The 24,745-nt window shown below is 66.0% G+C and carries 21 protein-coding genes; 11 read left to right on the forward strand and 10 right to left on the reverse strand.

Features of this window, described 5'->3' with window-relative positions; all coding sequences use genetic code 11:
- Positions 1 to 4: 4 nt before the first annotated feature.
- A complete protein-coding gene (locus ASE59_RS12030) occupies positions 5 to 1,333 on the reverse strand; it encodes an MFS transporter (protein WP_056456344.1) in 1,329 nt (442 codons plus the stop codon).
- Positions 1,334 to 1,464: 131 nt separating this feature from the next.
- Here ASE59_RS12030 and cyoA point away from each other — a divergent pair, with 131 nt between their 5' ends.
- The 9 genes from cyoA (at position 1,465) to ASE59_RS12075 (ending at position 10,179) form a co-directional block, all read left to right on the forward strand.
- A complete protein-coding gene (cyoA, locus tag ASE59_RS12035) occupies positions 1,465 to 2,619 on the forward strand; it encodes a ubiquinol oxidase subunit II (RefSeq protein ID WP_156360047.1) in 1,155 nt (384 codons plus the stop codon).
- An 11-nt stretch (positions 2,620 to 2,630) separates the two neighbouring features.
- Entirely contained in the window at positions 2,631 to 4,631 is a 2,001-nt protein-coding gene (cyoB, locus tag ASE59_RS12040) for a cytochrome o ubiquinol oxidase subunit I (RefSeq protein WP_082458307.1), read from the forward strand.
- A gap of 5 nt (positions 4,632 to 4,636) precedes the next feature.
- On the forward strand, positions 4,637 to 5,266 hold the full coding sequence (gene cyoC / locus ASE59_RS12045) for a cytochrome o ubiquinol oxidase subunit III (protein ID WP_056456346.1): 630 nt from the start codon (positions 4,637 to 4,639) through the stop codon (positions 5,264 to 5,266).
- Positions 5,266 to 5,655, forward strand: coding sequence for a cytochrome o ubiquinol oxidase subunit IV (gene cyoD / locus ASE59_RS12050; RefSeq protein WP_056456348.1), 390 nt, complete (start codon positions 5,266 to 5,268; stop codon positions 5,653 to 5,655). Before cyoC ends, cyoD begins: the two co-directional genes overlap by 1 nt.
- 14 nt (positions 5,656 to 5,669) lie before the next feature.
- Positions 5,670 to 6,350, forward strand: a complete 681-nt coding sequence (locus ASE59_RS12055; RefSeq protein WP_056456350.1) for an SURF1 family protein — start codon at positions 5,670 to 5,672, stop codon at positions 6,348 to 6,350.
- Positions 6,351 to 6,360: 10 nt separating this feature from the next.
- Complete coding sequence (locus tag ASE59_RS12060) at positions 6,361 to 7,656, forward strand: ATP-binding protein (RefSeq protein ID WP_056456480.1); 1,296 nt, start codon at positions 6,361 to 6,363, stop codon at positions 7,654 to 7,656.
- Positions 7,653 to 8,183 carry a response regulator transcription factor gene (locus tag ASE59_RS12065; RefSeq protein ID WP_056456352.1) on the forward strand — a complete coding sequence of 177 codons (531 nt, stop codon included), beginning with the start codon at positions 7,653 to 7,655 and terminating at the stop codon, positions 8,181 to 8,183. The genes ASE59_RS12060 and ASE59_RS12065 overlap by 4 nt, the downstream gene beginning before the upstream one ends.
- Positions 8,184 to 8,300: 117 nt before the next feature.
- Positions 8,301 to 9,800: a L,D-transpeptidase family protein gene (locus ASE59_RS12070; protein WP_082458311.1), complete on the forward strand. Its 1,500-nt coding sequence runs from the start codon at positions 8,301 to 8,303 to the stop codon at positions 9,798 to 9,800.
- Positions 9,801 to 9,810: 10 nt separating this feature from the next.
- Positions 9,811 to 10,179 carry a hypothetical protein gene (locus ASE59_RS12075; protein ID WP_082458333.1) on the forward strand — a complete coding sequence of 123 codons (369 nt, stop codon included), beginning with the start codon at positions 9,811 to 9,813 and terminating at the stop codon, positions 10,177 to 10,179.
- 499 nt (positions 10,180 to 10,678) lie between these two features.
- Here the strand turns inward: ASE59_RS12075 and ASE59_RS20390 are convergent, their stop codons facing one another.
- The 5 genes from ASE59_RS20390 to ASE59_RS12095 form a co-directional block, all read right to left on the reverse strand.
- A complete protein-coding gene (locus ASE59_RS20390) occupies positions 10,679 to 10,840 on the reverse strand; it encodes a hypothetical protein (RefSeq protein ID WP_200913255.1) in 162 nt (53 codons plus the stop codon).
- 162 nt (positions 10,841 to 11,002) lie between these two features.
- Positions 11,003 to 11,266, reverse strand: coding sequence for a hypothetical protein (locus ASE59_RS12080; RefSeq protein WP_056456356.1), 264 nt, complete (start codon positions 11,264 to 11,266; stop codon positions 11,003 to 11,005).
- 65 nt (positions 11,267 to 11,331) lie between these two features.
- Positions 11,332 to 12,795: an efflux transporter outer membrane subunit gene (locus ASE59_RS12085; protein ID WP_235515737.1), complete on the reverse strand. Its 1,464-nt coding sequence runs from the start codon at positions 12,793 to 12,795 to the stop codon at positions 11,332 to 11,334.
- A gap of 2 nt (positions 12,796 to 12,797) precedes the next feature.
- Positions 12,798 to 16,007, reverse strand: coding sequence for an efflux RND transporter permease subunit (locus tag ASE59_RS12090; RefSeq protein ID WP_056456358.1), 3,210 nt, complete (start codon positions 16,005 to 16,007; stop codon positions 12,798 to 12,800).
- A 6-nt stretch (positions 16,008 to 16,013) separates the two neighbouring features.
- Positions 16,014 to 17,216: an efflux RND transporter periplasmic adaptor subunit gene (locus ASE59_RS12095; RefSeq protein ID WP_056456360.1), complete on the reverse strand. Its 1,203-nt coding sequence runs from the start codon at positions 17,214 to 17,216 to the stop codon at positions 16,014 to 16,016.
- Between the two features lie 151 nt (positions 17,217 to 17,367).
- Between ASE59_RS12095 and ASE59_RS12100 the strand changes: the two genes are divergently transcribed.
- Positions 17,368 to 17,994: a TetR/AcrR family transcriptional regulator gene (locus ASE59_RS12100; RefSeq protein ID WP_056456362.1), complete on the forward strand. Its 627-nt coding sequence runs from the start codon at positions 17,368 to 17,370 to the stop codon at positions 17,992 to 17,994.
- Positions 17,995 to 18,071: 77 nt separating this feature from the next.
- Here ASE59_RS12100 and ASE59_RS12105 read toward each other — a convergent pair whose 3' ends face one another.
- Genes ASE59_RS12105 through ASE59_RS12120 form a run of 4 tightly spaced genes read right to left on the reverse strand, consistent with a single transcriptional unit; the run spans position 18,072 to position 22,637 of the window.
- The gene (locus ASE59_RS12105; protein WP_056456363.1) at positions 18,072 to 18,581 is read right to left on the reverse strand and encodes a GNAT family N-acetyltransferase; all 510 of its coding nucleotides are present in this window, start codon (positions 18,579 to 18,581) and stop codon (positions 18,072 to 18,074) included.
- Positions 18,578 to 19,945 (reverse strand): efflux transporter outer membrane subunit, encoded by a 1,368-nt coding sequence (locus ASE59_RS12110; RefSeq protein WP_056456365.1) that lies wholly within the window; start codon positions 19,943 to 19,945, stop codon positions 18,578 to 18,580. The genes ASE59_RS12105 and ASE59_RS12110 overlap by 4 nt, the downstream gene beginning before the upstream one ends.
- Positions 19,942 to 21,090 carry an HlyD family secretion protein gene (locus ASE59_RS12115; RefSeq protein ID WP_082458316.1) on the reverse strand — a complete coding sequence of 383 codons (1,149 nt, stop codon included), beginning with the start codon at positions 21,088 to 21,090 and terminating at the stop codon, positions 19,942 to 19,944. Before ASE59_RS12115 ends, ASE59_RS12110 begins: the two co-directional genes overlap by 4 nt.
- Positions 21,087 to 22,637, reverse strand: a complete 1,551-nt coding sequence (locus ASE59_RS12120) for an MFS transporter (protein WP_235515738.1) — start codon at positions 22,635 to 22,637, stop codon at positions 21,087 to 21,089. The genes ASE59_RS12115 and ASE59_RS12120 overlap by 4 nt, the downstream gene beginning before the upstream one ends.
- Positions 22,638 to 22,895: 258 nt before the next feature.
- Between ASE59_RS12120 and ASE59_RS12125 the strand changes: the two genes are divergently transcribed.
- Entirely contained in the window at positions 22,896 to 24,668 is a 1,773-nt protein-coding gene (locus tag ASE59_RS12125; RefSeq protein ID WP_056456367.1) for a M14 family metallopeptidase, read from the forward strand.
- Positions 24,669 to 24,745 lie beyond the last annotated feature (77 nt).

Consider the following 24,745-nt stretch of genomic DNA (forward strand, 5'->3'; position numbering starts at 1 on the left):
TCGATCAGTCGAGACGCCGCGCCAGTTCCTTGTTCAGAGCCAGCGCCGCCAGCGTGCCGAACGCACCCGACAACAGGTACAGGCCCGACGCGATCAGGCCCAGCTTGTCGGCCAGCGCCAGCGCGACCAGCGGCGCGAAGCCCGCGCCGAACAACCAGGCGAGGTCCGACGTCAATGCCGCACCGGTATAGCGCGAATCCTTGGCGAAGTTTGCGGCGACCGTACCCGACGACTGACCGAACGACAGGCCGAGCAGGATGAAGCCGGTGATCATGAACGCGATTTCACCGGCATCGCCACCGTTCAGCAGCAACGGCGCAAGCCCCGAGAACAGCGCGATGGCGACCGCACCGATGCCCAGCAGCGTCCGGCGGCCGACATGGTCGGCAAGGACGCCCGAGATGATGATCGCGAAGATGAAGAAGATCGCGCAGGCGGTTTCGATCCACAGGAAGCGCGCGATTTCCTGTTCGGTGAACAGCAGGATCCACGACAGCGGGAACACGGTGACCATGTGGAACAGCGCGAAGCTGGCCAATGGCACCAGCGCGCCGATCACGATCGTCTTCCACTCACGACCGACGGTCGGCAATACCGGCGATGCCTTCAACTCGCGATTCTCGAACAGTGCGGTATATTCGGGCGTCACGACGATGCGCAGCCGGGCGAACAGCGCGACGACGTTCAGCGCAAAGGCGACGAAGAACGGATAGCGCCAGCCCCAGCTGATGAAATCCTCGGCACTCATATAGGCGGTGAAGAACGCGAACAGGGCGCTGGCGACCATCAGGCCCAGCGGCGCGCCGAGCTGCGGGATCATCGCATACCAGCCGCGCCGATCCTGCGGCACGTTGAGCGCGAGCAGCGAGGCAAGACCGTCCCATGCCCCGCCGAGCGCAATCCCCTGCAGGATGCGCAGCGCCGCCAGCAGGATCGCCGACCATGCCCCGGCCTGCGCATAGCTGGGCAGGAAACCCATCGCCACCGTCGCGGTGCCGAGCAGGAACAGCGCCATGGTCAGCTTGGTACCGCGCCCGTGCCGCCGGTCGATCCACATGAACAGCAGCGTTCCAAGCGGGCGCGCGAAAAACGCCAGCGGAAACAGTGCGAAGGAATAGAGCGTGCCGGTCAGCCGGTCGACATAGGGGAACACCAGCTGCGGGAACACGATCACCGACGCGATCGCATAGACGAAAAAGTCGAAGAATTCCGACGTACGCCCGATGATGACGCCGATCGCGATCTCTTCGGACTGGACGTTCACCTCACCGTCGCCACTGTTGACGGCGCGAGCGTCGGCCTCGATCTCGCGGGAATGGACGGCCTCGGCCATAGGGACTCCAAGAGCAGCGCGAAGCACGCGCGGTAAGATTGAATGTGTGCCCGTTATCGCAATGCACCAAACGCGGGGATAGGACAAAATGTCCTATCGCAGTGCAGCATCGCTCGGCATAGGGCGCGGCCATGATCCTGCCCCGCTCGCTTCCGTGGCAACGGCCACTGCGTTCGCTCCTGCCTTTCGCGGCATTGCCGTTGCTCGGCGGGTGCGACATGGTCGTGCTCAATCCCGCCGGCGACGTCGCGCGCCAGCAAGCCGACGTCCTGATGATCTCGGTCGGCCTGATGTTGCTCATCATCATTCCGGTGATGGCGCTGACCGTCTGGTTCGCGTGGAAATACCGCGCGTCCAATGAAAAGGCGACGTACAAGCCGAACTGGGATCATTCGACCGCGCTCGAACTGGTCATCTGGTCGGGGCCGCTGCTGATCGTCATCGCGCTCGGCGCGCTGACGTGGATCAGCACCCACCTGCTCGACCCGTATCGCCCGATCGGTCAGATCGCGCCGGGCAAGCCGGTGCCGGAGAATCAGAAGCCGCTGGAGATCCAGGTCGTCTCGCTCGACTGGAAGTGGCTGTTCATCTATCCGGAACAGGGCATCGCGACCGTCAACCGCCTGGTCCTGCCGGTCGATCGCCAGGTCAGCTTCCGCCTGTCGTCGTCGTCGGTGATGAACACCTTCTACGTCCCCGCGATGGCGGGCATGATCTACACCATGCCGGGCATGGAGACGAAGCTCCACGCCGTGATGAACAAGCCGGGCACGTATGAGGGCATGTCGGCGCACTATAGCGGCGCCGGCTTCTCCTATATGAACTTCAAGACGACCAGCACCGACACCGCCGGCTTCGACCGGTTCGTGGCCGGCGTGAAGGCGATGCCGAACCGGCTCGACACCGCGCGCTATCTCGAACTGGAAAAGCCCAGCGAGAAGGTGCCGCCGATGGGCTTTGGCGGCGTCGAACAGGGCTTGTTCATGCGCATCGTCCAGATGTGCGTGAAGCCCGGCACGCCGTGCATGACCGAGAGCATGCACCATGGCGGCGGCCATGGCTCGGCGGTCAACAGCCGCCTGCCCGAGGACGGCGAGCGCACCAAGGGCGCACTCGAAAAGGCGCCGTCCGATTATGGCGTCAGCCCGCACAGCAGCGGCGACGCGCCGCAAGGGTCGAAGGCCGCCCCCGGCGCCGCCGATCCGGGCAGCGACGCCAACCGCAACATGACCCGCATCGCGCCGCCGCGCGCGATGCCGGGCCGCCCCGCTTCGGCGCAAGGCTGAGACACGAGATCATGTCCGATACCCTTACCAAGCTGATCTTCGGGCGACTGACGCTCGAAAGCTTCCCGATCCACGAACCGATCGTCGTCATGACCTTCATCGCGGTCGCCATCGGCGGCGCGGCGTTGCTGGCGGCGCTCACCTATTTCAAGCTGTGGGGCTATCTCTGGAAAGAGTGGTTCACGACGGTCGATCACAAGCGGATCGGGATCATGTACATGATCCTCGGCATCGTCATGCTGCTGCGCGGCTTTGCCGACGCGATCATGATGCGCGGGCAGCAGGCGATCGCGTTCGGCGCGAACGAAGGCTATCTCAACGCCCATCACTATGACCAGGTGTTCACCGCCCACGGCGTGATCATGATCTTCTTCGTGGCGATGCCGCTGGTCACGGGTCTGATGAACTACATCGTCCCGCTCCAGATCGGCGCGCGCGACGTGTCGTTCCCGTTCCTGAACAATTTCAGCTTCTGGATGACCGCGTCGGGCGTCGTGATCGTCATGGCCAGCCTGTTCGTCGGCGAATTCGCCCGCACCGGCTGGCTGGCGTTCGCGCCGCTGTCGGGGCTGGATTACTCGCCCGACGTGGGCGTCGACTATTATATCTGGGCGCTCCAGCTGGCTGGCGTCGGCACCTTGTTGTCGGGCGTCAACCTGATCGCGACCATCGTCAAGATGCGCGCGCCGGGCATGGGCCTGATGAAGATGCCGATCTTCACCTGGTCGGCGCTAGTCACCAACATCCTGATCGTCGCCGCCTTCCCGGTCCTGACCGCCGTGCTCGCGCTGCTGTCGCTCGACCGCTATGTCGGCACCAACTTCTTCACGAACACGCTCGGCGGCAACCCGATGATGTACGTGAACATGATCTGGATCTGGGGCCACCCCGAAGTCTACATCCTGATCCTGCCGGCATTCGGCGTGTTCTCGGAAATCGTATCGACCTTCTCGGGCAAGCGGCTGTTCGGCTATACGTCGATGGTCTACGCGCTGCTGGTCATCACCATCCTTTCGTACCTCGTCTGGCTGCACCACTTCTTCACCATGGGGTCGGGGGCGAGCGTCAACTCGTTCTTCGGCATCACGACGATGATCATCTCGATCCCGACGGGCGCGAAGATCTTCAACTGGCTGTTCACCATGTATCGCGGTCGTATCCGCTACGAACTGCCGATGATGTGGGCGATCGCCTTCATGCTGACCTTCACCATCGGCGGCATGACCGGCGTGCTGCTCGCGGTGCCGCCTGCCGACTTCGTCCTGCACAACTCGCTGTTCCTCGTCGCCCACTTCCACAACGTCATCATCGGCGGCGTGGTGTTCGGGATGTTCGCAGGGATCAACTACTGGTTCCCCAAGGCGTTCGGCTTCAAGCTGGACAAGAAATGGGGCCTGGTCAGCTTCTGGTGCTGGTTCGTCGGCTTCTGGGTTGCCTTCACCCCGCTCTATGTGCTGGGCCTGATGGGCATCACCCGCCGTCTCCGCCACTTCGACGATCCGAGCCTGCAGATCTGGTTCGTCATCGCCGCCGTGGGTGCCGCGATCATCGCGGTCGGCATCGCCGCCTTCCTGGTGCAGATCGCCGTCAGCATCATGAACCGCGACAAGCTGCGCGACTTCACCGGCGATCCGTGGAACGGTCGCAGCCTCGAATGGGCGACGTCGTCGCCGCCGCCGGACTATAACTTCGCGTTCACGCCCGTCGTCCACGACATGGACGCGTGGTACGATATGAAGGAGCACAAGTACGCCCGACCGGTCGATGGCTTCACCGCCATCCACATGCCGAGCAACACCTGGGCCGGGATCGTGCTAGCGGGCCTGTCGACCGTCTTCGGTCTGGCGATGGTCTGGTACATCTGGTGGCTGGCGGCGCTGTCGTTCGTTGCGGTGATCGGCGTCGCGATCTTCCACACCTTCAACTACAAGCGCGACTTCCACATTCCGGTCGAGGAAGTCATCGAGACGGAGCGCCGGCGTACCGCCGACCTCCAGGCCGCGGGGGCGTAAGGAATATGAGTTCGTCGGTTCAAGTCCCCGCAGGTGCGTCCGAGCGCGCCTATCATCTGGCGGAGGAGCATGAGCATGAAGCTGGGTCGAGCACGATGCTCGGCTTCTGGCTCTACCTGATGAGCGACTGCCTCATCTTTGCCATGCTGTTCGCGTCCTATGGCGTCTATTCGGCCAGCACCGCGGGTGGCCCGGACGCCAAGGAGTTGTTCGACCTGCCGCTTGTCGCGCTCAACACCGCGATGCTGCTGTTCTCGTCGATCACCTACGGCTTCGCGATGATCGCCGCCGAACAGGGTAAGAAGGCAGCGACGCTGCGCTGGCTCGCGATCACCGGCGTGTTCGGCCTGTGCTTCCTCGGCATCGAAATGTACGAGTTCAGCCACCTGATCCACGAAGGTGCCGGACCGCAGCGCAGCGCGTTCCTGTCGGCGTTCTTCACGCTGGTCGGCACGCACGGCCTGCACGTCACCTTCGGCATCGTCTGGCTGGTGACGCTGATGGTGCAGGTCGCGAAGTTCGGGCTGGGTGCTGCAAATATGCGCCGCCTGATGTGCCTGTCGCTGTTCTGGCACTTCCTCGACGTCGTCTGGATCGGCGTCTTCACCTTCGTCTATCTGCTGGGAGTGCTGTAATGGCCGGCCACGCACATCACGACGCGCACGGACATGGCCATGGCGGTCATGGCGATGCGCCCGCGCACGGCTCGCGCCGCGAATATGTCATCGGCTTCCTGTTGTCGGTGGTGCTGACCGCGATTCCCTTCGCGCTCGTCATGACCAACGCTTTTGCCGACACGCGGATCACCGCTGCGATCGTCATGATCTGCGCGGTCGTGCAGATCGTCGTGCACATGATCTACTTCCTGCACATGAATACGAAGTCCGAGAATGGCTGGACGCTGATGGCGCTGATCTTCACCGTCATCCTGGTGGTCATCGTGCTCGCCGGGTCGTTGTGGGTCATGTACCATATGAACCTGAACATGATGCCGCAGATGTCCGGAGAAATGAGCGCGATGTGACCCGGCCGGTGGCCATGCGACGCATCCTGATCGGAACCCTGATCGGATGCGTCATCGCCGGCCTCCTCGCGCTGGGGGTGTGGCAGTTGCAGCGTCGGACGTGGAAGCTGGACCTGATCCAGCGTACCGAAACGATGCTGCGCTCCCCCCCCGTCCCCGCCCCGCCCCCATCGGCATGGGGCGCGATCTCCACGGACGACGTCTATCGCCCGGTAACCGTTACCGGCCGCTACCGGATTGACTCCGACAGCTATACCCAGGCCGCGACCGCGCTCGGCGGCGGCTTCTGGATCCTGACCCCGCTCGATACCGGGCGCTTTACCGTCCTCGTCAATCGCGGCTTCGTGCCGCCTGAACAGCGCGGCAAGGTACCGCCCCCGTCCGGCACCGTGACCGTTCGCGGACTGCTGCGCATGACGGAGCCAAGCGGCGGCTTCCTCCGCAACAATGATCCCGCCGCCGACCGCTGGTATTCGCGCGACGTCGCCGCGATCGCCGCCAAGCGCGGCGTGTCCAACATAGCCCCCTATTTTATCGATGCCGCCGCGACGCCCGGCACGGCATGGCCACGCGGCGGGCTGACGGTGGTCAGCTTCCGCAACAATCATCTCGTCTATGCCCTCACCTGGTTCGGCCTTGCCGCGCTGCTGGTGGGCATGACATGGTTTGTCGCGCGGCCGAACAAACGGGCGTAACATGCGCCCGATGCAACCCGCCGCTTCGCCAACCCAATATGTTCCGCCGGCCGAGGGGGTCGGGCGCAACATGCTGTTGCTGGTCCAGCTCCGCTGGTTGGCGGTCGGCGGGCAGCTGGCGACGATTCTCGTGGTCGATGGTTTGCTCGGCATCCGCCTGCCGCTGGTACCGATGGCGAGCGTGCTGGCAGCGCTGGTGCTCCTCAACCTCGTCACCCTTGCCCGCCGGTCCAGGTGGAGCGACACCAACCTGCCGCTCTTTGCCGCGCTCGTCCTCGATGTCGCGGCACTGACCGCGCAGCTCTACCTGTCCGGCGGGGCGCGCAACCCGTTCGTGTCGCTCTATCTGTTGCAGGTGGTGATCGGCGCGATCCTGCTGGAAGTCTGGTCGAGCTGGGCGCTGGTCGCGATTACCAGCCTCACGTTCGCCCTGCTCGGCCCTTTTCACCGGCCGCTGCAACTGCCGCCGACCTATGCCAGCAGCCTGTCGGATGCGTTCCTGTTCGGCAACTGGATCAATTTCGTGCTGGCAGCCACGTTGCTGGTGGCCTTCGTCACGCGTATCGCCGCCAATCTGCGCGACCGCGATACCAAGGTCGCGCAACTTCATCAGCGCGCGGTCGAGGAGGAGCACATCGTCCGGATGGGCCTGCTCGCCAGCGGGGCGGCGCATGAACTGGGCACGCCACTTTCGTCGATCTCCGTGCTGCTCGGCGACTGGAAGAACGAACCGGCGGTCCGTGGCGACCCCCGCTTCGCCGCCGAAGTCGACGACATGCGGGCCGAGGTCGCGCGCTGCAAGGAAATCGTGTCGGGCATCCTGTTCGCCGCGGGCGAGGTGAAGGGGGAGGCCCCAACCCGGACGACCCTGCGCACCTTCCTCACAAACACGCTCGACCGCTGGCGCGGCAGCGACCCGATGCGCGCAGGATTCGAGGACCGGCTCGGCCCGGACGTCCCCATCGTCGCCGACCGCGCGCTGGCCCAGGCGCTGACCAATCTGCTCGACAACGCCGTCGAGGCCGGCGGCCGCGACATCGCGCTGATCGCCCTGCGCGATGGCGCCATGCTGCACCTGACCGTCCGCGATGACGGCAATGGTTTTGCCGACCGCATTCTCTCCAGCCTCGGCAAGCCCTATAATACGAGCAAGGATCGGCAGGGCGCCGGGTTGGGCCTCTATCTCGCCACCAATGTGCTCCGACCGCTGGGTGGTACTATCGAGGCAGTTAACCGGGACGGTGGCGGTGCGGAAACGACACTAATCCTGCCGATCGAGTCGCTGGCGCTGGAGAAGACAAGATGACCGATCGCCGCCTGCTGATCGTCGAGGATGACGCGACCTTTGCCCGCACCCTGTGCCGATCGTTCGAACGGCGCGGCTATGTGGTCGAGGTGATCGACGGCCCCGACCGGCTGGACGATGTCGCGCGGGCGTTCGAACCCGAATATGCGGTCGTGGATTTGCGGCTGGGCGGCGCGTCGGGCCTCGCCTGCGTCTCGGCGCTGTCGGCGATCGACCCGACGTTGCGTATCGTCGTCCTAACCGGCTTCGCCAGCATCGCAACCGCGGTCGAGGCGATCAAGCTGGGGGCCACCAACTATCTGACCAAGCCCGCCAACACCGACGAGATCGAGGCAGCCTTTGCCAAGGTCGAAGGGAACCCGGAGGCCGACCTGACCGCCGCGCCGACCTCGATCAAGACGCTGGAATGGGAGCATATCCACCAGACGCTGGCGGATACCGGCTTCAACATCTCCGAAGCGGCGCGGCGGCTGGGCATGCATCGCCGCACCCTCGCCCGCAAACTGGACAAGCGGCATCTTTCCTGAAGCATAGGGGTTCGAAACCGCTCCCGGCTTGTGGTAACAGGACGCCAAAGGGGAACGGTTCATCGTGCGGCAGGTTGGAATCCGTATAGGACGATCGTCGTACCAAAAGAGTCTGGGATGAAAGCGATTACCGATCACCACCTCTGTTTCGTCGCCACGCTGCGGCGCGCCCTGCTCGCCGGCGCGGGCCTGACACTCGCGAATGCCGCAACGGCGCAGGTGCTGCCGCCGCCGGTTGTGCCAACCGTACCGACGACCATGCCGATGGTGCAGCCGATCCCGGCACCCCTGCCGCTGCCGACACTGACCGCGGCGCAGGAAAGCGAACTTGCCCGCCTGCTAGCGCGCGATGCCGTGGCGCAGGGACTCAAGGACCGCGAGCCGTTGCTCGGTGCGCTGAGCGGATCGGCACTGGTGCAGGCCGCGCTGGACCATGCCCATGCGGTGCGCGCCGGACGTCTCGACACCGCCGATTTCCAGAAGGACTGGGCAATGCGCCCGCAAAGCTATGATCCGCTGCCTGCCTTCCGCGATGCGGTGGCGAAGGGTCGGCTGGCGGCGTGGGTCGCCTCGCTGCCGCCGCCCTATGCCGGGTACGACACGCTGGTCGCCGGCCTCGCCCGCTATCGCAAGATTTCGGCGAATGGCGGCTGGCCGACCGTGGCCGCCGGCTCCGAACTGCGCATGGGTGGCCGCGGGGCGCAGGTCGCGGCGCTGCGCAAGCGGCTTGCGGTCGAAGACCCCGACTTGTCGGCCAGCGGTGAAACCTTCGACCAGTCGCTGCTCGACGCGGTCCGCCGCGCACAGCGCCGTTATGGCCTCAACCCCGCCGGACAGGTCGGTGCGCAGACCATCGCCTCGCTGAACGTGCCGGTCGGAGAACGGATCAAACAGATCAAGGCGAATATGGAGCGGTGGCGCTGGCTGCCGACCGAGCTGGAAAAGAACCGTATTCAGGTGAATATTGCCGCGGCGGTGCTGACGGTGTTCGACGGCGACCAGCCGGTGACCTCGATGAAGGCGGTAACCGGGCGGCCCGGTGACGAGACGCCGATGCTGACCTCGACGATCCATTCGATCGTGCTCAATCCGCCGTGGAACGTACCGTCGTCGATCGCGGACAAGGAATTGTGGCCGAAGGAACGCGCCAATCCCGGCTATCTGAAGCGCAACGGCTTCCGCGTCATCGAGACAGAGGGCGGCGGCCGTCGCCTGCAACAGGCGTCGGAACGCAGCGCGCTCGGCCGGTTCAAGTTCGATTTCGACAATCCGTTCGCGGTCTATCTCCACGACACGCCGGCGCAGTCGGGCTTCGCCAATTTCGACCGGCTCGCCAGCCATGGCTGCGTCCGCCTCGAAAAGCCCGAGGATCTGGCGCGCCTGTTGCTGCGGACCACACCGGACTGGCCGGCCGAGCAGATCGACACGACGCTGGCATCGGGCAAGACCGTACGGGCACGGGTCGCCGATCCGGTAAAGGTCTATCTGCTCTATTGGACCGCGTTCGCGACGCCCAACGGCACGATGAGTTTCCGCGAGGATCCGTATAAATGGGACGGCGTGCTGGCGAACAAGATCGCCGCGCGCGCCGAGGCCAGCCAGTTGGCGGCACGATAAGGGGATGACGATGAAGAGCGGATGGCGCGTAGCGCTGCTGGCCGGCAGCGGCCTGTTGCTGGCGACCGGCCTCGCGGCCTGTTCGAACGACAATGTCGACGAAGCGCCGATCGAAAACAGCGCGTTCGATGAAGAAGCGCCCCCGCCAACGCCACTACCCGAGGACAATTACGAAGCCGCGCCGCCGGTAACCGAAAATCTGAGCGCAGTAGCGCCGGCAGAGGAACTCCCCCCGCCCCCGCCGATCGAACCGGACCAGCAGGTGCTGGACGACGCGTCCGCCACCGGCATGACGTCGCGCTCGACGCGTGGCGAAGCGCAGCCGGCGGACGACGCGGTGGTCGATGACGATGCGATGGCGAACCAGCAGGGGGAATGAGGGAGACTGCCGACGGCTTATCCGCCCTGCGCGGGCGATGCATCGACCGGGCCGATCGATGCCGGGCCGGTAGCACCCGGCTACATCGCTTCGATACGGGTTCTCGACTTCGCTCAGCCGCTACTCAGCACGAACGGTTCTACCTACTGCCCTCACAGGCTATAAGTCCGCTTCAAGGTAGTCCCGCGAAAGCGGGACCGTTGCCAAACACGAACCCTCGATCGCAAATCTATCGCGCCCCGGCTAAGGCCGGGGTGCTGTTGGCAGGCCTTACAAATATACGGGCATACCCCAACCGGTCTCGGCCTTCGCCGGGGTAGGGAAATGAGAGTTTCGCGGCGGTATCGCCCATACGGGTCGCAGCAGAGTTTGCGTTGGCCCAGGACGTTCGGATCCATGGCCACGTATAAAGTTTTGTCAGTACGCCCCCTGGCCGGACGTCGAAGTACTATCGACGCGACAAGCCGCCGACCGCACCGCCATGATCAACACGGCAACCTCAAGCCGCCGCGGCAGCGATCTCCACGCTTGGGGCGCTATCGGAATAGGCTTTGTCGAGGTACAGGTTGGCCAGTTCGTAATGCGCATGCACAACCTGTTCATGGTTGGCCTGCTGCGCCAGTTCCAACTGCTGTTCCGCACGGCGTACAAAATAGGACATTTCGTCCGGTCCGACTAAAGACACGACAACCTCTCATAGGGCGTTTGCCGCCCGTTATTGAACTCGCCCGGTGCAACCGAACCTGCCTGAAACGCATGACGGCCACGAGGGATGCCTGTCGCTGCGAAATCTGACGTGGTCATTACACCGGTCGGCGCCGGTTCAGATGCGGCGATGCTTTCCGCCATAGCGGCCGCCGATATACGCGCCCAGCCTGTTCATCTCGCTGGCGGCGGCGACCACCGCATCGGATTGGCAGGGCAGCGGATCGCGGTCATGTTCGGCGGCACGGCTCGCGACCTTGGCAGCAAGCTCTTCGATATCGGCGCGCGACAACAGGTTTTTCTCGCGCAGCAGGCAGAGCAGGCTTTGCAGGATCACCATGCTCTTTTCGCCCGCGGCATCGCCCGGCTCGATCGGATTCATCGTTCCTCTCCTTATATTTATACACGGGAGGATATGCCGATCGCCGGGCGATGCAAGAGGGGTGGCTAGTTCAAGCCGCCACCGAGTGTCCGGTACAGGGTCACCAGATTGGTCGCACGGGCCAGCCGCGTCTGCACCAGCGTCTGCCGCGCGGCATAGCTGGTCCGCTGGGCATCCAGCGTGTTCAGGAACGAGTCGATCCCGGCGCGATAGCGCGCGTCCGACAGGCGTTCTGCGGTCGCCGCCGCCTGCGCCCGCGCGGTTTGTGCCGACAATTGCTCGCCGATCGTGCCGCGCGTCGCCAGCGCATCGGCGACTTCGCGGAACGCCGTTTGCAGCGTCCCTTCATAGGTCGACACCGCCGCCAGCTGCTGCGCACGAGCTACCTCGACATTGCCACGCCGCTGGCCGCCGTCGAACAGAGGCAGGGTAGCAGCAGGCGAGATCGAAAAGTTCTGCGTACCCGCGCCGAACAATCCACCCAGCGCGGTGCTGATCGTACCCAGCGTCGCGGTCAGCGAAATCGTCGGAAACAGTGCCGCTCGCGCCGCGCCGATATTGGCGTTGGCGGCATAGAGGCGGCGTTCGGACTGCAACACGTCGGGCCGGCGCAGCAATACCGCCGACGACACGCCGGTCGGCAGATCGGCGAGCACCGCGCCCCCCTCGCCCAGTTCGGCGGGAAGCTGTTCGAGCGGCACCGTCGTGCCGGCGAGCAGGTTGATCGCATTCTGATCCTGCGCGATCTGCGCGGTCAGCGTGGCGATGTCGTTGCGCGCCTGCTGATAGCTGGTTTCGGCCTGCTGCACCTCCAGTTCGGAGATCACGCCGACGCGGAACTGGGCGCGGGTCAGCTCCAGCGTCCGCCCGAAACTGCTCAGCGTCTCGCGCGACAGGCGCAACTGGTCCTGATCGGCAGCCATGGTCAGCCACGCCGTCGCGACTTCGCCGACCAGCGAGATGCGGGCGGCGCGTTGCGCTTCCTCGGTCGCGAAATATTCCTGAAGCGCGGCCTGGCTCAGATTACGGACGCGGCCGAACAGGTCGAGTTCGAAGGCGGAGAAGCCGACCGACGCCTGATAGATTTCGAGATTGCCGGTCTGCGCCGGAACCCCGCCCGCGCCGCCGGCCTGTCCACCGGCGCCCCCGGCCCCGCCCAGCGCACCGAACGGGTTGTTGGTATAGGTGATGCCGCCATTGGCCGACGTCGTCGGTACCTGGCTGGCGCGCGTCACGCGATATTGCGCGCGCGCGATCAGCACATTGGCCGCCGTGACGCGGTAGTCGCGATTATTCTCCAGCGCGGTCGCGATGACCGACTGCAACCGCGGGTCGGTGAAGAAGTCGCGATAGGCGATTGCGGTCACGTCGGCCTGTTCGGCACCCAGCGGCGGATAGGCCCCGCCCTGTGGCAGCGTCAGCGGGATCGCCCCCTCCGGCCGGACATTCTTCGGCGCGAGGTTGCATCCCGCCAGCGCGGTCGTGGCGGCAAGGAGGATCAGGCTACGCAGCGTCATCATGTTGCTCATGGTCATGCCCCCTGCGGCGCAGGCTCGCCGCCGTCGGAGGACCGGTTGCCGCCATCGGGTTCGATGTCGCGGTTGGCGGACGGGGTGTCCTTGTCGCCGCCGCCATGGCCGAACAGGCGCAGGACGACGACGAAGAACATCGGCACGAAGAAGATGGCGAGGATCGTCGCCGACAACATGCCGCCGACCACCGCGCGCCCGATCGCATTCTGCCCACCGGCACCCGCGCCGGTCGACAGCGCCAGCGGCAACACGCCGAAGACGAAGGCGAGCGAGGTCATCAGGATCGGCCGCAATCGCAACCGCGCCGCTTCCGCTGCCGCATCGATCGGCTTCATGCCGTCCGCCATCCGTTCCTCGGCGAATTCGACGATCAGGATCGCGTTCTTCGCCGACACGCCGATGGTGGTGATCAGGCCCACCTGCAGATAGATGTCGTTGTTCAGACCCGTCAGCCACGCCGCCAGCAGCGCGCCGAGAATGCCCAGCGGCACCACCAGCATGACCGAGATCGGCACCGACCAGCTTTCATACAGCGCGGCCAGGCACAGGAACACGATCAGCAGCGACAGCCCGTACAGCGCCGGTGCCTGCCCACCCGACAGCCGTTCCTCGAACGACAGCCCGGTCCATTCGAGCGCGGTGCCCGGTGGCAGCTTGGCATGGATTTCCTGCATCGCCTCCATCGCGGCACCGGTGCTCAGGCCCGGTCCCGGCGACCCTTGCAGCTGCATCGCCGACTGCCCGTTATAGCGGGTCAGCTGAACCGGCGCATTGGCCCATTCCAGCGTCGAGAAGGCGGTGAACGGCACCATCTGTCCGGTCGCGTTCCGGACATACAGGTCGCCGACATCCTCCGGGCTCAGGCGGTACGGGGTATCGGCCTGGATATAGACCCGCTTCACGCGACCACGGTCGATGAAGTCGTTGATGTAGCCGCCGCCCCATGCGGTCGAGATCGTCGAGTTGACGTCGGCGAGGTCGAGGCCCAGCGCGCGTGCCTTGTCCTCGTCGATATGGACCTTCAACTGCGGCGCATCGTCGAGGCTCAGCGGTCGCACCTGTGCCACGCGCCCATCCTGCGCGGCCATGCCGAGCATCATGTTGCGCGCCTGCAGCAGCTTGTCATGACCGATGCCGCCGGTATCGACCAGCTGCACGTCGAAGCCAGTCGCATTGCCCAGTTCCTGCACCGCCGGCGGGACGAGCGCGAAGATCAGCCCATCCTTGTACCCGGCAAAGCTGCCCATGGCGCGGCCGACGATCGACTGCGCCTTGTTCTCCGCTCCGCTGCGCTCTTCCCACGGCTTCAGGTTGACGAACACCAGACCGGCATTCTGCCCCTGTCCCGCAAAGCTGAACCCGTTGATGGTGAACACGCCCGCGACGTTGCCGCTTTCCTGCTTCAGGAAATGGTCGCGGACCAGATTCAGGCCCTTTTCGGTCCGTGCGCTGGTCGAACCCGCCGGCCCCTGCACCAGCGCCAGCACCGTCCCCTGATCTTCCTCGGGCAGGAAGCCCGATGGCAGGCGGGTGAACACGAACACCATGCCGCCGACGATCAGCAGATAGACGAGCATCGACCGCTTCCAGTTGCGCGTGGTGCGCCGGACGCCGCCTTCATATTTGTGCTGACCGCGTTCGAACCGGTCGTTGAACCAGCGGAAGAAGCGCGCGAGCAAACCATTGCCCTGCTCATGCTTGTGCGGATCATGCGGTTTCAGGATCGTCGCGCACAGCGCCGGCGTCAGGATCAGCGCGACCAGCACCGACAACACCATCGCCGACACGATCGTGATCGAGAACTGGCGATAGATGACGCCGGTCGACCCGCCGAAGAACGCCATCGGCAGGAACACCGCCGACAGGACGAGGCCGATACCCACCAGCGCGCCGGTGATTTCGTCCATCGACTTGCGCGCCGCTTCCTTCGGCGACAACCCCTCGGTCTGGATCAGGCGTTCGACGTTTTCGACCACGACGATCGCGTCGTCGACCAGCAGGCCGATCGCCAGCACCATGCCGAACAACGTCAGCGTGTTGATGGTGAACCCCGCGACCGCCATCACCGCAAAGGTGCCGAGCAGCACCACCGGCACCGCGATGGTCGGGATGATCGTCGCCCGCCAGTTCTGCAGGAACAGGAACATGACGAGGAAGACGAGCACCACCGCCTCGATCAGCGTGTGGATGACCTGTTCGACCGACAGGCGGACGAACGGCGTCGTGTCGTACGGATAGATGACCTTGACGTCGCTCGGCAGCGTCTTGCCGATCTCCTGCGCACGCGCCTTGACCAGTTCGACCGTGTCGAGCGCGTTCGCCCCCGCCGCCAGCCGGACGCCGAAGCCCGATGCCGGACGGCCGTTATACTGCACGTCGAAGCCGTAATTCTCCGCGCCGATCTCGACGCGGGCGACGTCGCCCAGCCGGACGACCGCGCCACCGGCGTTGGTCTTCAGGCGGATATTGGCGAATTGTTCGGGCGTTTGCAGGCGCGACTGGACGCTGACCGTGGCGTTCAGCATCTGCTCCTTGGGCGCCGGCTGTGCGCCGATCTGCCCGGCGGAAACCTGTGCGTTCTGTGCCTGCACCGCCGCCGTCACGTCGCCGATCGTCAGCTGATAGCTGTTCAGCTTCAGCGGATCGACCCAGATGCGCATGGCATATTGCGCGCCGAACACCTGCAATTCGCCGACGCCGGACACGCGGCTGATCGGATCCTGGAACTGCGACACGACCATGTCGGACAGGTCGTTGTTGCTGTGCGACCCGTCGGTCGACACGAGGCCGACGACGACGAGGAAGCTGGCGGCGGACTTGGTGACCTGGATCCCCTGCCGCTGGACTTCCTGCGGCAGCAGCGGGGTCGCCGCCTGCAACTTGTTCTGGACCTGCACCTGCGCGATGTCGGGATCGGTGCCCTGTTCGAACGTCAGCGTGATCGTGACCGTCCCCGCCGAGGAGGACGAGGACGAGAAATAGCGCAGGTTATCGATGCCGCGCAGCTGCTGTTCGATGATCTGGGTCGTCGTGCGCTCCAGCGTCTCCGCGTCCGCCCCCGGATAGGTGGCGGTGATCGCGACCGCGGGCGGCGCGATTTCGGGGAACTGCGCGATCGGCAGGCTGCGGATCGCGATCGCGCCGGCCAGCATCATGACGACGGCGATGACCCATGCGAAGATGGGCCGGTCGATGAAATAGCGGGACATCAGCGGTTACTTCGCCTGTGCCTGCGGACCGCCGGCGGCACCGGGGGCGGCGCCCTGCGGTGCCGCTCCGGCAGTCTGCGGATTCCATTGGTAGCCCTTCACCGGGGTGCCCGGCTGGAGCATCTGCGCGCCTTCGACGACGACCCGGTCTCCGGCCTGCAACCCGCCGGTCACCAGCCATGCGTCGCCGATGGTGCGGTCGGTGGTCAGCGGACGCGGGGCGAGCTTGCCGTCGGGACCGATGACCAGCACCGTCGCGCTCCCCTTGGGATCGCGGGTCACGGCGCGCTGCGGCACCAGCATCCCGTTCGCCCTGGTCCCTTCGACCAGTTCGGCGCGGACATACATGCCCGGCAGCAACAGCCCGCGCGGATTGGCGAAGACCGCGCGGATCGCCTGCGTCCCCGTTGCCGGGTCGACGGTCACGTCGGTGAACTTCAGCGTCCCCTCGATCGGATAGGTGCTGCCATCCTCCAGCTTCAGCCGGACGCGCGCCGCGCCGCTTCCGCGCGACAGGTCGCCGTCGATGATCTGCTGGCGCAGCTTGAGCAGGTCAGCACTCGACTGCTGGATATCGACATAGATCGGGTCGAGCCGCTGGATGGTGGTCAGCGCCTCGGTCTGCGCCGCCGATACCAGCGCGCCGGTCGTATAGACCGACCGTCCGATCCGGCCCGAAATCGGCGCCTTGATCGTGGTCCGCGACAGGTCGATCTGCGCCTGCTGGAGCGCGGCACGCTGCGCGGCGATATCCGCCTCGGCCTGCTGCGCGCCGGTTACCGCATTCTCATATTCCTGGCGGCTGATCGCGTTGATCTTGACCAGCTCGCCATAGCGGCGGGCGAGGTTGCGGGTCGATGCGATCGACGCCTGTGCCCGCGACAATGCGGCGCGCGCGCTCGCCACCGCCGCCTGATAGGGCGACGGATCGATGCGATAGAGCGGCTGGCCCTGCCGGACGTAATCGCCCTCCTGGAACAGCCGGGCGAGGATCAGGCCGTTGACCTGTGGGCGCACATCCGACGTCTCATAGGGTGCGGTACGGCCCGGCAACTGGGTGGTCAGCGTCACCGGCTGCGCCTGAACGGTCACGAACCCGACCTGCGGCGGCCCTTGCGGCGCGCCCTGTTGCGGTTGCGACTCGCCGCCGCTCCCGCCACAGGCCGAAAGGATGAGCGCCAGTGCCAATGGGGCCATGCGATTTTTCATGAACGTCCTCGACGGATGTGCTAAACGTGAGTGATCGATCACTCACACATTGGCGTCGCGTACGCCCGCCGGCGGAAACTGGCAAGAGGTTACAGGTGAATCTGACGTGAATTTGTTGCAGTGCGGAGCGGCATGTCGGGCAAGCAAGGCCGTGGCCCGGCGCGAAAAACTGGTTTCGGTGGCGCGGACGCTGTTCGCCGAACATGGCTTTCACGGGACCGGCGTCGCGCAGATCGCGGCCGTTTCGGGGATCAAGGTCGGGCAAATCTACCGCGATTTCGCCGATAAGGAGGCGATCGTCGCCGCGATCGTCGAATCCGACCTCGCGACCTTCCTTCACGAAGCCGAGATCGAGCGGGCGGTCGAAACCGACAACATTGATGCGATCCGCGAATGGCTGCGAATGTTTTTGCAGTGCGGCAGGGACATCGAGTCGCGACAGTTGATGCCGGAGATCATTGCCGAGGCCGCGCGCAACGACCGGATCAAGGCGATCGCCCACAGCATCAATCGCCGGGTGAAGCAGGCGCTGATCCTGTCGCTCACCGGCCTTGCCCCCCGCCCCGATCAGGCCGGGTCGCGCGCCGAGCTTGCCGAAATGATCCTGACGATCGGCGCGGGCATCATGCACCGACGGGTGGCGGACCCCGATTTCGACGATGCCGGCGCCTATTCGCGGTTGACGACGCTCGTCGAGCGCTGGGTTGACCAATTGTTGGACAGTCCGGCGTACCCGGATCTCCAAAAGAACCATTGCGGATTTGTTGCAGTGGATTAAACCGGTCTTGCGCACTCCCTTGCGCTGCCGTCGCAGGCCCCGTCCGGTCCCCCGGGCGGGGCTTGTCGTTTGGGCGGTCATCGCGGCAGGCCGCGTTCCAGCACCATGAACGACAGCATCTGGCGCGGCAGCCCGAACCGTGGATCGTCCATCGGGAACGGTCGTGTCTCGCCAGTGCGGACATAACCCTGCCGTTCATACCATGCGATCAGTTCACCGCGCGCGGCGATGACTGTCATCTCCATCCGCCGCGCGCCGAATGCCTGCACCGCATGGTCCTCCGCTGCCTGCACCAGCCGCCGGCCCAGACCGCCCGCCTGAGCATCCGGCCGCACCGCGAGCAACCCCAGCGCCGACCGGTCCGGCGCGACCCGCGACACCTGTACGCACCCGGTCGCGTCGTCGATCATCAGGACGGTGCGGTCGGGATCGGCGATCGCCTCCGCCAGTGCAGCGCGATCGGTACGCTGCCCGTCGAGCAGATCGGCCTCATGCGTCCACCCGCCCCGCGCCGAGTCGCCGCGAAACGCCGACTCGACCAGTGCATGCAGCGCGGGAATGTCGTCCGCCGTCGCCATGCGGATCATGTCCCCGCCCCCCAGCCACCGCCCATTGCCTGATACAGCGCGACCAGCGCCGTCAACTGATCCGCACGCACCTGTTCCAGCGACAATTCGGCGCTGAACAACGCCCGCTGCGCATCCAGTTGCTCCAGATAGGGACTGTACCCGGCCCGGTAGCGATTGGTCGCATGGCGCAGCGCCTCGGCCGTCGCGGTGCGTTGCGTCTCCAGCGCGCGACGCTGCACCGCCAGCCGGTCGACCGCCGCCAGCGCGTCCTCGACCTCGCGAAACGCGGTCAGCACGCTGCGTTGATAGGCGAAGGCGGCCTGATCGCGCCGCGCCGTCGCCGCATCGTAATTCCCACGCAACTGTCCGCCCCGGAACAGCGGTGCCAGCACACTCGCCCCGACCGACCAGATGCCGACCGGACTGGGCAGCGCGCTCGACAAGACTTCGCCGGTCGATCCGGTCAGCCGCAGCGACGGCAGGAACTGCGCCCGCGCGCCGGCCAGCGACGCATCGCTCGCCGCCAGCGTCGCCTCGGCCTGCGCGATGTCGGGCCGGCGGCGGAGAAGATCGGATGGCAGGCCCGCCGGAACAGGCGGCGGCACCAGCGCATCGAGCGCCCGTCCGCGATCGATCGCACGCGGCGGAGTTCCGGTCATCAGTGCCAGGGCATTTTCCTGCCGCCGCGCGAGCAACTCCAATTGCGGCAACGTCTGCGTCACCCCGGCATATTCCGCCTCGGCCTGCCGCAGTTCGAGTTGCGAGGTATAGCCGACCTCCGCCCGCGACCGGGCGATGCGCAGCGCCTCGCCCCGCGACGCGATCGTCGCCCGCACCGTATCGATCCGCGCATCGAGGCCGCGCAGCGTCACATAGCCGCTGGCGGTGGCAGCAGCGACCGCCAGCCGCGCGCTGTCGGCAGCGGCAGCGGCGGCATCGCCGTTCAGCCGCGCCGCCTCGATCGTCTGCCCCACCCGCCCGAACAGGTCGATCTCGTACGCCGACTGGAACACCGGTTGCAGCGAGGTGCCGGTCGTGGCCGATCCGAACGCATTGAGGGCGCGTTGTTCGATCAGGCCCACCCCGGCGTCCAGCGAAGGGAAGCGCGCGGCCCGCGCCACCCGCTCCTGTCCGCGCGCTTCCGCCACCCGCGCGGCGGCGATGGCGATGTCGGGATTGTTCGCCAGCGCCGCCTCGACCAGCCGGGTCAGTTCCGGGTCGCCGAACGTCTGCCACCAGTTTGCGGTGATCGGCACGCTACCGGGCAGCGAGGTACGCCATGCCGGCGGCGGAGCGACCGCCGCCGCCTGCGGCCGGGGCCGCTCGGCCGGGGCGCAGCCAGCCAGCATCACGAGCGCCCCCAATGCGATCGCCCCTCTCATCGTGCCGCCGGCGACACGCCGTTACGGGTATCGACCCGTGCCTCGACCGACATGCCCGGCCGCAGTCGCTGGAACAGCGGGTCGCGGGCATCGATCGCGATGCGTACCGGAATACGCTGGGCCACCTTCACGAAATTGCCGGTGGCGTTATCGGCACGAATCACCGCGAACTCGTTGGCGGCGGCAGGCGCAATGCGTTCGACCCGCCCGCGCAACTCGGCGCGGTCGAGCGCATCGACCCGGATCGTCGCCGGCTGGCCCGGCGCCATACGCGCGGTCTGTGACTCCTTGAAATTGGCGGTGACCCAGACCGTCGGCGGCACGAGGAACATCATCTGCGTCCCCGCCGTGACATATTGGCCCAGCCGTACCCCGACCTCCCCCAGCCTTCCGTCCTGCGGTGCGCGGATGACGGTATTGGCCAGATCGATCTCCGCCAGCCGCACCGCCGCTTTCGCATTCTCGACCGCCGCGTTCAGCCCGCCGCGCCCGACCGTTACCGTGCGCACCTGTTCCTGCGCGACGCTGCGCTGCGCCTGCGCCTGCAACACGCCCGCCTGTGCCGCGCGCAGCGCCGCCAGCGTCTGATCGCGTTCGCGCAGCGACACCGACCCCTGCGCCACCAGATCGTTGACCCGCGCCATATCCGCCTGCGCCCGCGCCAGCTGCGCCCGCGCATTCTGCACCGCTGCCGCTTGTCCGCCCAGGCTCGCCTCGCTCGACCGCTCGCTCTGCTGCGAATTGGCAAGGTTCGCCTGCTGCGCCGCCAGCCCGGCCTGCGCCTGATCGACGCGCTGGCGATAGATGCGGTCGTCGATCCGCGCGAGCACTTGGCCCGCCTTCACGTCCTGAAAATCGCGTACCGTAACCTCGGTCACGTACCCGTTGACCTGCGGCGCGATGATCGTCGTCTGCCCGCGGACATAGGCATTGTCGGTCGCCTGGATCGTGCTGCCGAACGGCCACAGCCCCCATGCATACAGCGCCAGCGCAATGCCGCCGAGCAGCAGCGCGACGAAGCCGATGGTGGATTTCAGCGATCCGCGCGGCGGCGCCCAGCCGCGTGCGCGCGTCGGTTCGCGCGGCACCTCGACCGGATCGGTCAGCCGCTGTTTCTCGTCTTCGGTCAGTTGGGTATCGGTCATGACATTTGCTGCTGTCGCATGCGTTGCACGGCGGCGAGATCGGCGGCGAGCGGGTTCACGCCCTTCAGGCGGAAGCGCAGCCACAGGGCGCCCAGCCACACCACCATCGCCGCCGACAGGATCGCGACGCCCATAAACACGTCGTTATAGGCAAGGATATTGGCTTCGCGCGTCACCTGTTGCCCGAGCAGCCCCGCGCCAGATGCCTGCCGGAGCGCCGGATCGCCCAGCACGCGGGCATAGGCGCCGCCCAGCTGCTGAATACGCTGCACGACCAGCGGGTCGGTAGCGGTCAGGTTCTGGGTCAGTTCGAACGCATGAACCTTCTCGCGAACGATCTGGAACGATCCCAGCAGCGCGGTGCCGGCAAGCCCGCCCATCGTCTGCGAAATGCTGAAGATCGCCGAGAAGCTGACGATATGGCTCGGCCCCCGCGCCAGTGCGCGGAAGATGCCGATCATCACCATCGGCCCCAGAAAGTAGAGCGCGGCAAAGGCGATGATTGCCTGACTGACATACAGGCTCGACGGGCGGGTCAGGTTGGTTGAATCCGAATCCATCCACGCACCGATGCCGATCAGCGCGACGGCGATCACCACCGGTTTGTACAGATCCTGCATGTTCAGCGTCTTCAGACAGACGACCAGCCCGGCGATCGACGCCAGCGTCATGACGAGGCTGAGCGTCACCAACTGGTCGTTGCCCATACCGACGACGGTCAGCAGACCGACCGTGCCGAATGTCTGTTCCGACAACAGGATGCGCAACGACGCGGCGACGATTGCGAAGCGGACGATGTTACGCCCCAGCATCCAGCGCGTGTTGAGGAGCGGATTGGCGCGATTATGCTCGATCAGCAGCGCGCCCCCGATCAGCGGAATCGCGGCGGCGGTGGCGTAGCCCAGCCACGGCGTCGACCACCACTGGATCCGCCCCTGCACCAGCACCGCGCACAGCAGCGCGATCCCCGGCGCGAACAGCGCGAAGGTCAGGAAATCGATCCGCTCGAACGCCGGCGTCCGCTCCGACGGCGGCAGCCTCAGCAGTGCGACCGAGCCGAGGCACATCAGCGTCAGCCCCAGTTCGAACAGGAACAGCGCCTCGATCCGCCCATCGGCCAGCAGCAGCGGCGACAGCGTTCGCGCCAGCGGCAACGCCACCTGCGACGCGCCAAAGCCGATGATCATCCCCGACAGCCGCGCGGCGGCGGGCAGCGCCTGCATGATATAGAGGAAGCATAAGGTCGTCAGCGCACTGCCCGCGACCCCGGCGGCCCCGCGCACCAGCAACTGCACGCCATAGCTGTGCACGAACACCTGCAACACGTTCAGGATCAGGAAGGCGAGCAGGAAGATGCGCGTGAACCGCTGCAACCCGAATTGCTGGCGGAACTTGATGAGCAGCATCGACATGCACACGCTGGTCATCGAATAGATCGCGGTCAGCCACCCGCCCTCGACCGGAGTCAGCCCCAGCGACCCCTGGATCTGCGGCAGATTGGCGATCAGCAGCCCGTTGTTGAACCCGCCGGTGATGCCCAGCAACATGCCGATCGCGAAATAGCCGATGCGACGCGCGAACGGATGCTCGGGCGTGGCAGGCGAACCGGGCAGGAACGGCCGTTCGTGCGGCTTGAATTCATAGGCCGTGGCGATCGCCGTGGCTCCATACAGGGATATTGCGGAGCAACAACTTGTTACGGAACGGATCGTTCCGGTTGGGGAATGGATTGTTCGTCGACTCCCCTCCCTGACAAGGGAGGGGAGAAGGCTGGCGTCGCACCGCACATCCGCTACCATGCCGTCATGCGTCTCCTGATCCTCGCCGCCACCCTCCTCGCCACCGCCGCCAATGCCCAGACCCCGCTCGAAGCGCCCCTGCCGCCGGTCCGCCCATGGCATGGCGCGAGCGAGAAGCTGGTCGCGAAACCCAACGACCCGTGGATCACCCCGGCCGAGGCCAGCAACTTCGTCACCACCCCCAGCTATGCCGCGACCCGCGCGTGGATCGACAAGCTGGTCGCCGCCTCCCCGCTGCTGACCATCGAGACGTTCGGCAAAAGCCCGCAAGGCCGCGACCTCTACGCCGTCCGTGCGCACAAGGGCGCGGCGGGCAAGCCGGACGTGCTGGTACAGGCCGGCATCCATTCGGGCGAGATCGAGGGCAAGGACGCCGGGCTGATGCTGCTGCGCGACATCGCGCTACGCGGCAAGGACGACTTGCTCGACACGGTCGATCTGGTGTTCGTCCCCATTTACAATGTCGACGGCCATGAACGCTCCGGCCCGTACAACCGCCCGAACCAGCGCGGGCCGAAGGACATGGGCTGGCGCACCACCGCGCAAAACCTGAACCTCAACCGCGATTACGTGAAGGCCGACGCGCCCGAGACGCAGGCGATGATCGGCCTGATCCGTCGCCTCGACCCGGTCCTGTATCTCGACCTGCACGTCACCGACGGCATCGATCATCGCTACGATGTGACCTACGCCTTTTCCGGCTGGCGGGGATTTTACGCGCGATCGGCGGCGATCGGCCGCTTCCTCGACACGCGGCTGCGCCCGGCGATGGATGCAGCGCTGAAGCGGAACGGCCATATTCCCGGCTATTATGTCAGCACGCTCGATAATCGCGCGCCGGAAAAGGGCATGAGCCAGGACGTCGACACGCCGCGTTTCTCGACCGGCTATGGTGACATTGCCCATATCCCGACCGTGCTGGTCGAAACGCATTCGCTCAAACCCTATCGCCAGCGCGTGCTCGGCACCTATGTGTTCGTCGAGGAATCGCTGCGCATTGCCGCCGACCGCGCGGCCGAACTGCGCGCGGCGATCGATGCCGACCGTGCCGACCGCCCGGCGACCGCGACGATGACGTGGAAGCCGAACCCGACCCCGCTCTACAGCGTCGATTTTCTCGGGCTGGCGCATGACAGCTATCGCTCGCCCGCCTCCGGCCGCGACGAACTGCGCTGGCTGTCCAAGCCGGTGACGTTCAAGATGCCGGTGTTCGGCAGCCTGCCCGACAAGACCGTCACTTTGCCCCGCGCATGGTGGGTTCCCGCCACCCTGCCGCACGTCGTCGACCTGCTGAAGCTGCATGGCATACGCGTCGAACCGATCGACACCCCCCGCACGCTCGACCTCGACATGGCGCGCGCGACCGAACCGAAGCTGCAACCGGCCAGCGAAGGCCATGTACCGCTGGAGGCCAAGATCGTCCACGAACGCCGCCGCGAGACGATGCCGCCCGGATCGGTCCGCGTCCCCGCCGATCAGCCGCTGGGGCTGCTCGCCGCCTTCCTGCTCGAACCCGAAAGCGAGGACGGGGTGCTGGCATGGAACATGGCCCCCGCGATCCTCGCCCGCACCGAATATATCGAAGGCTATACGATCGCCCCGCTCGCCGACCGGATGCTGGCAACCGACCCTAAGCTCAAGGCCGAATTCGACGCGAAACTCGCCGCCGACCCCGCCTTTGCCAAGGATCCGACGGCGCGGCTGCAATGGTTCTATGCCCGCACGCCCTATTATGACGAACGGTTTCTCCTGTATCCGATCGGGCGCGAGACGAATTGACCGGCCGGCGATCAATGCTTAGCCCAAGCCATTCTCCCCTCCCTGACAAGGGAGGGGTCGGGGGGGGGGAGGCCCGC

The sequence above is a fragment of the Sphingomonas sp. Leaf10 genome (assembly GCF_001421245.1).
GTDB lineage: Bacteria > Pseudomonadota > Alphaproteobacteria > Sphingomonadales > Sphingomonadaceae > Sphingomonas.

Coding starts and splice junctions, on each gene's coding strand:
- ASE59_RS12115 (WP_082458316.1), bottom strand. CDS start 21,090: ATGACCGATACCCAACTGACCGAAGACGAGAAACAGCGGCTGACCGAT.
- cyoA (WP_156360047.1), top strand. CDS start 1,465: ATGATCCTGCCCCGCTCGCTTCCGTGGCAACGGCCACTGCGTTCGCTC.
- ASE59_RS12080 (WP_056456356.1), bottom strand. CDS start 11,266: ATGAATCCGATCGAGCCGGGCGATGCCGCGGGCGAAAAGAGCATGGTG.
- cyoD (WP_056456348.1), top strand. CDS start 5,266: ATGGCCGGCCACGCACATCACGACGCGCACGGACATGGCCATGGCGGT.
- ASE59_RS12075 (WP_082458333.1), top strand. CDS start 9,811: ATGAAGAGCGGATGGCGCGTAGCGCTGCTGGCCGGCAGCGGCCTGTTG.
- cyoB (WP_082458307.1), top strand. CDS start 2,631: ATGTCCGATACCCTTACCAAGCTGATCTTCGGGCGACTGACGCTCGAA.
- cyoC (WP_056456346.1), top strand. CDS start 4,637: ATGAGTTCGTCGGTTCAAGTCCCCGCAGGTGCGTCCGAGCGCGCCTAT.
- ASE59_RS12070 (WP_082458311.1), top strand. CDS start 8,301: ATGAAAGCGATTACCGATCACCACCTCTGTTTCGTCGCCACGCTGCGG.
- ASE59_RS12125 (WP_056456367.1), top strand. CDS start 22,896: ATGCGTCTCCTGATCCTCGCCGCCACCCTCCTCGCCACCGCCGCCAAT.
- ASE59_RS12055 (WP_056456350.1), top strand. CDS start 5,670: ATGCGACGCATCCTGATCGGAACCCTGATCGGATGCGTCATCGCCGGC.
- ASE59_RS12030 (WP_056456344.1), bottom strand. CDS start 1,333: ATGGCCGAGGCCGTCCATTCCCGCGAGATCGAGGCCGACGCTCGCGCC.
- ASE59_RS12105 (WP_056456363.1), bottom strand. CDS start 18,581: ATGATCCGCATGGCGACGGCGGACGACATTCCCGCGCTGCATGCACTG.
- ASE59_RS12065 (WP_056456352.1), top strand. CDS start 7,653: ATGACCGATCGCCGCCTGCTGATCGTCGAGGATGACGCGACCTTTGCC.
- ASE59_RS12060 (WP_056456480.1), top strand. CDS start 6,361: ATGCAACCCGCCGCTTCGCCAACCCAATATGTTCCGCCGGCCGAGGGG.
- ASE59_RS12090 (WP_056456358.1), bottom strand. CDS start 16,007: ATGTCCCGCTATTTCATCGACCGGCCCATCTTCGCATGGGTCATCGCC.
- ASE59_RS12120 (WP_235515738.1), bottom strand. CDS start 22,637: ATGTTGCTGGGCATCACCGGCGGGTTCAACAACGGGCTGCTGATCGCC.
- ASE59_RS12110 (WP_056456365.1), bottom strand. CDS start 19,945: ATGAGAGGGGCGATCGCATTGGGGGCGCTCGTGATGCTGGCTGGCTGC.
- ASE59_RS12085 (WP_235515737.1), bottom strand. CDS start 12,795: ATGAGCAACATGATGACGCTGCGTAGCCTGATCCTCCTTGCCGCCACG.
- ASE59_RS12095 (WP_056456360.1), bottom strand. CDS start 17,216: ATGAAAAATCGCATGGCCCCATTGGCACTGGCGCTCATCCTTTCGGCC.
- ASE59_RS20390 (WP_200913255.1), bottom strand. CDS start 10,840: ATGTCCTATTTTGTACGCCGTGCGGAACAGCAGTTGGAACTGGCGCAG.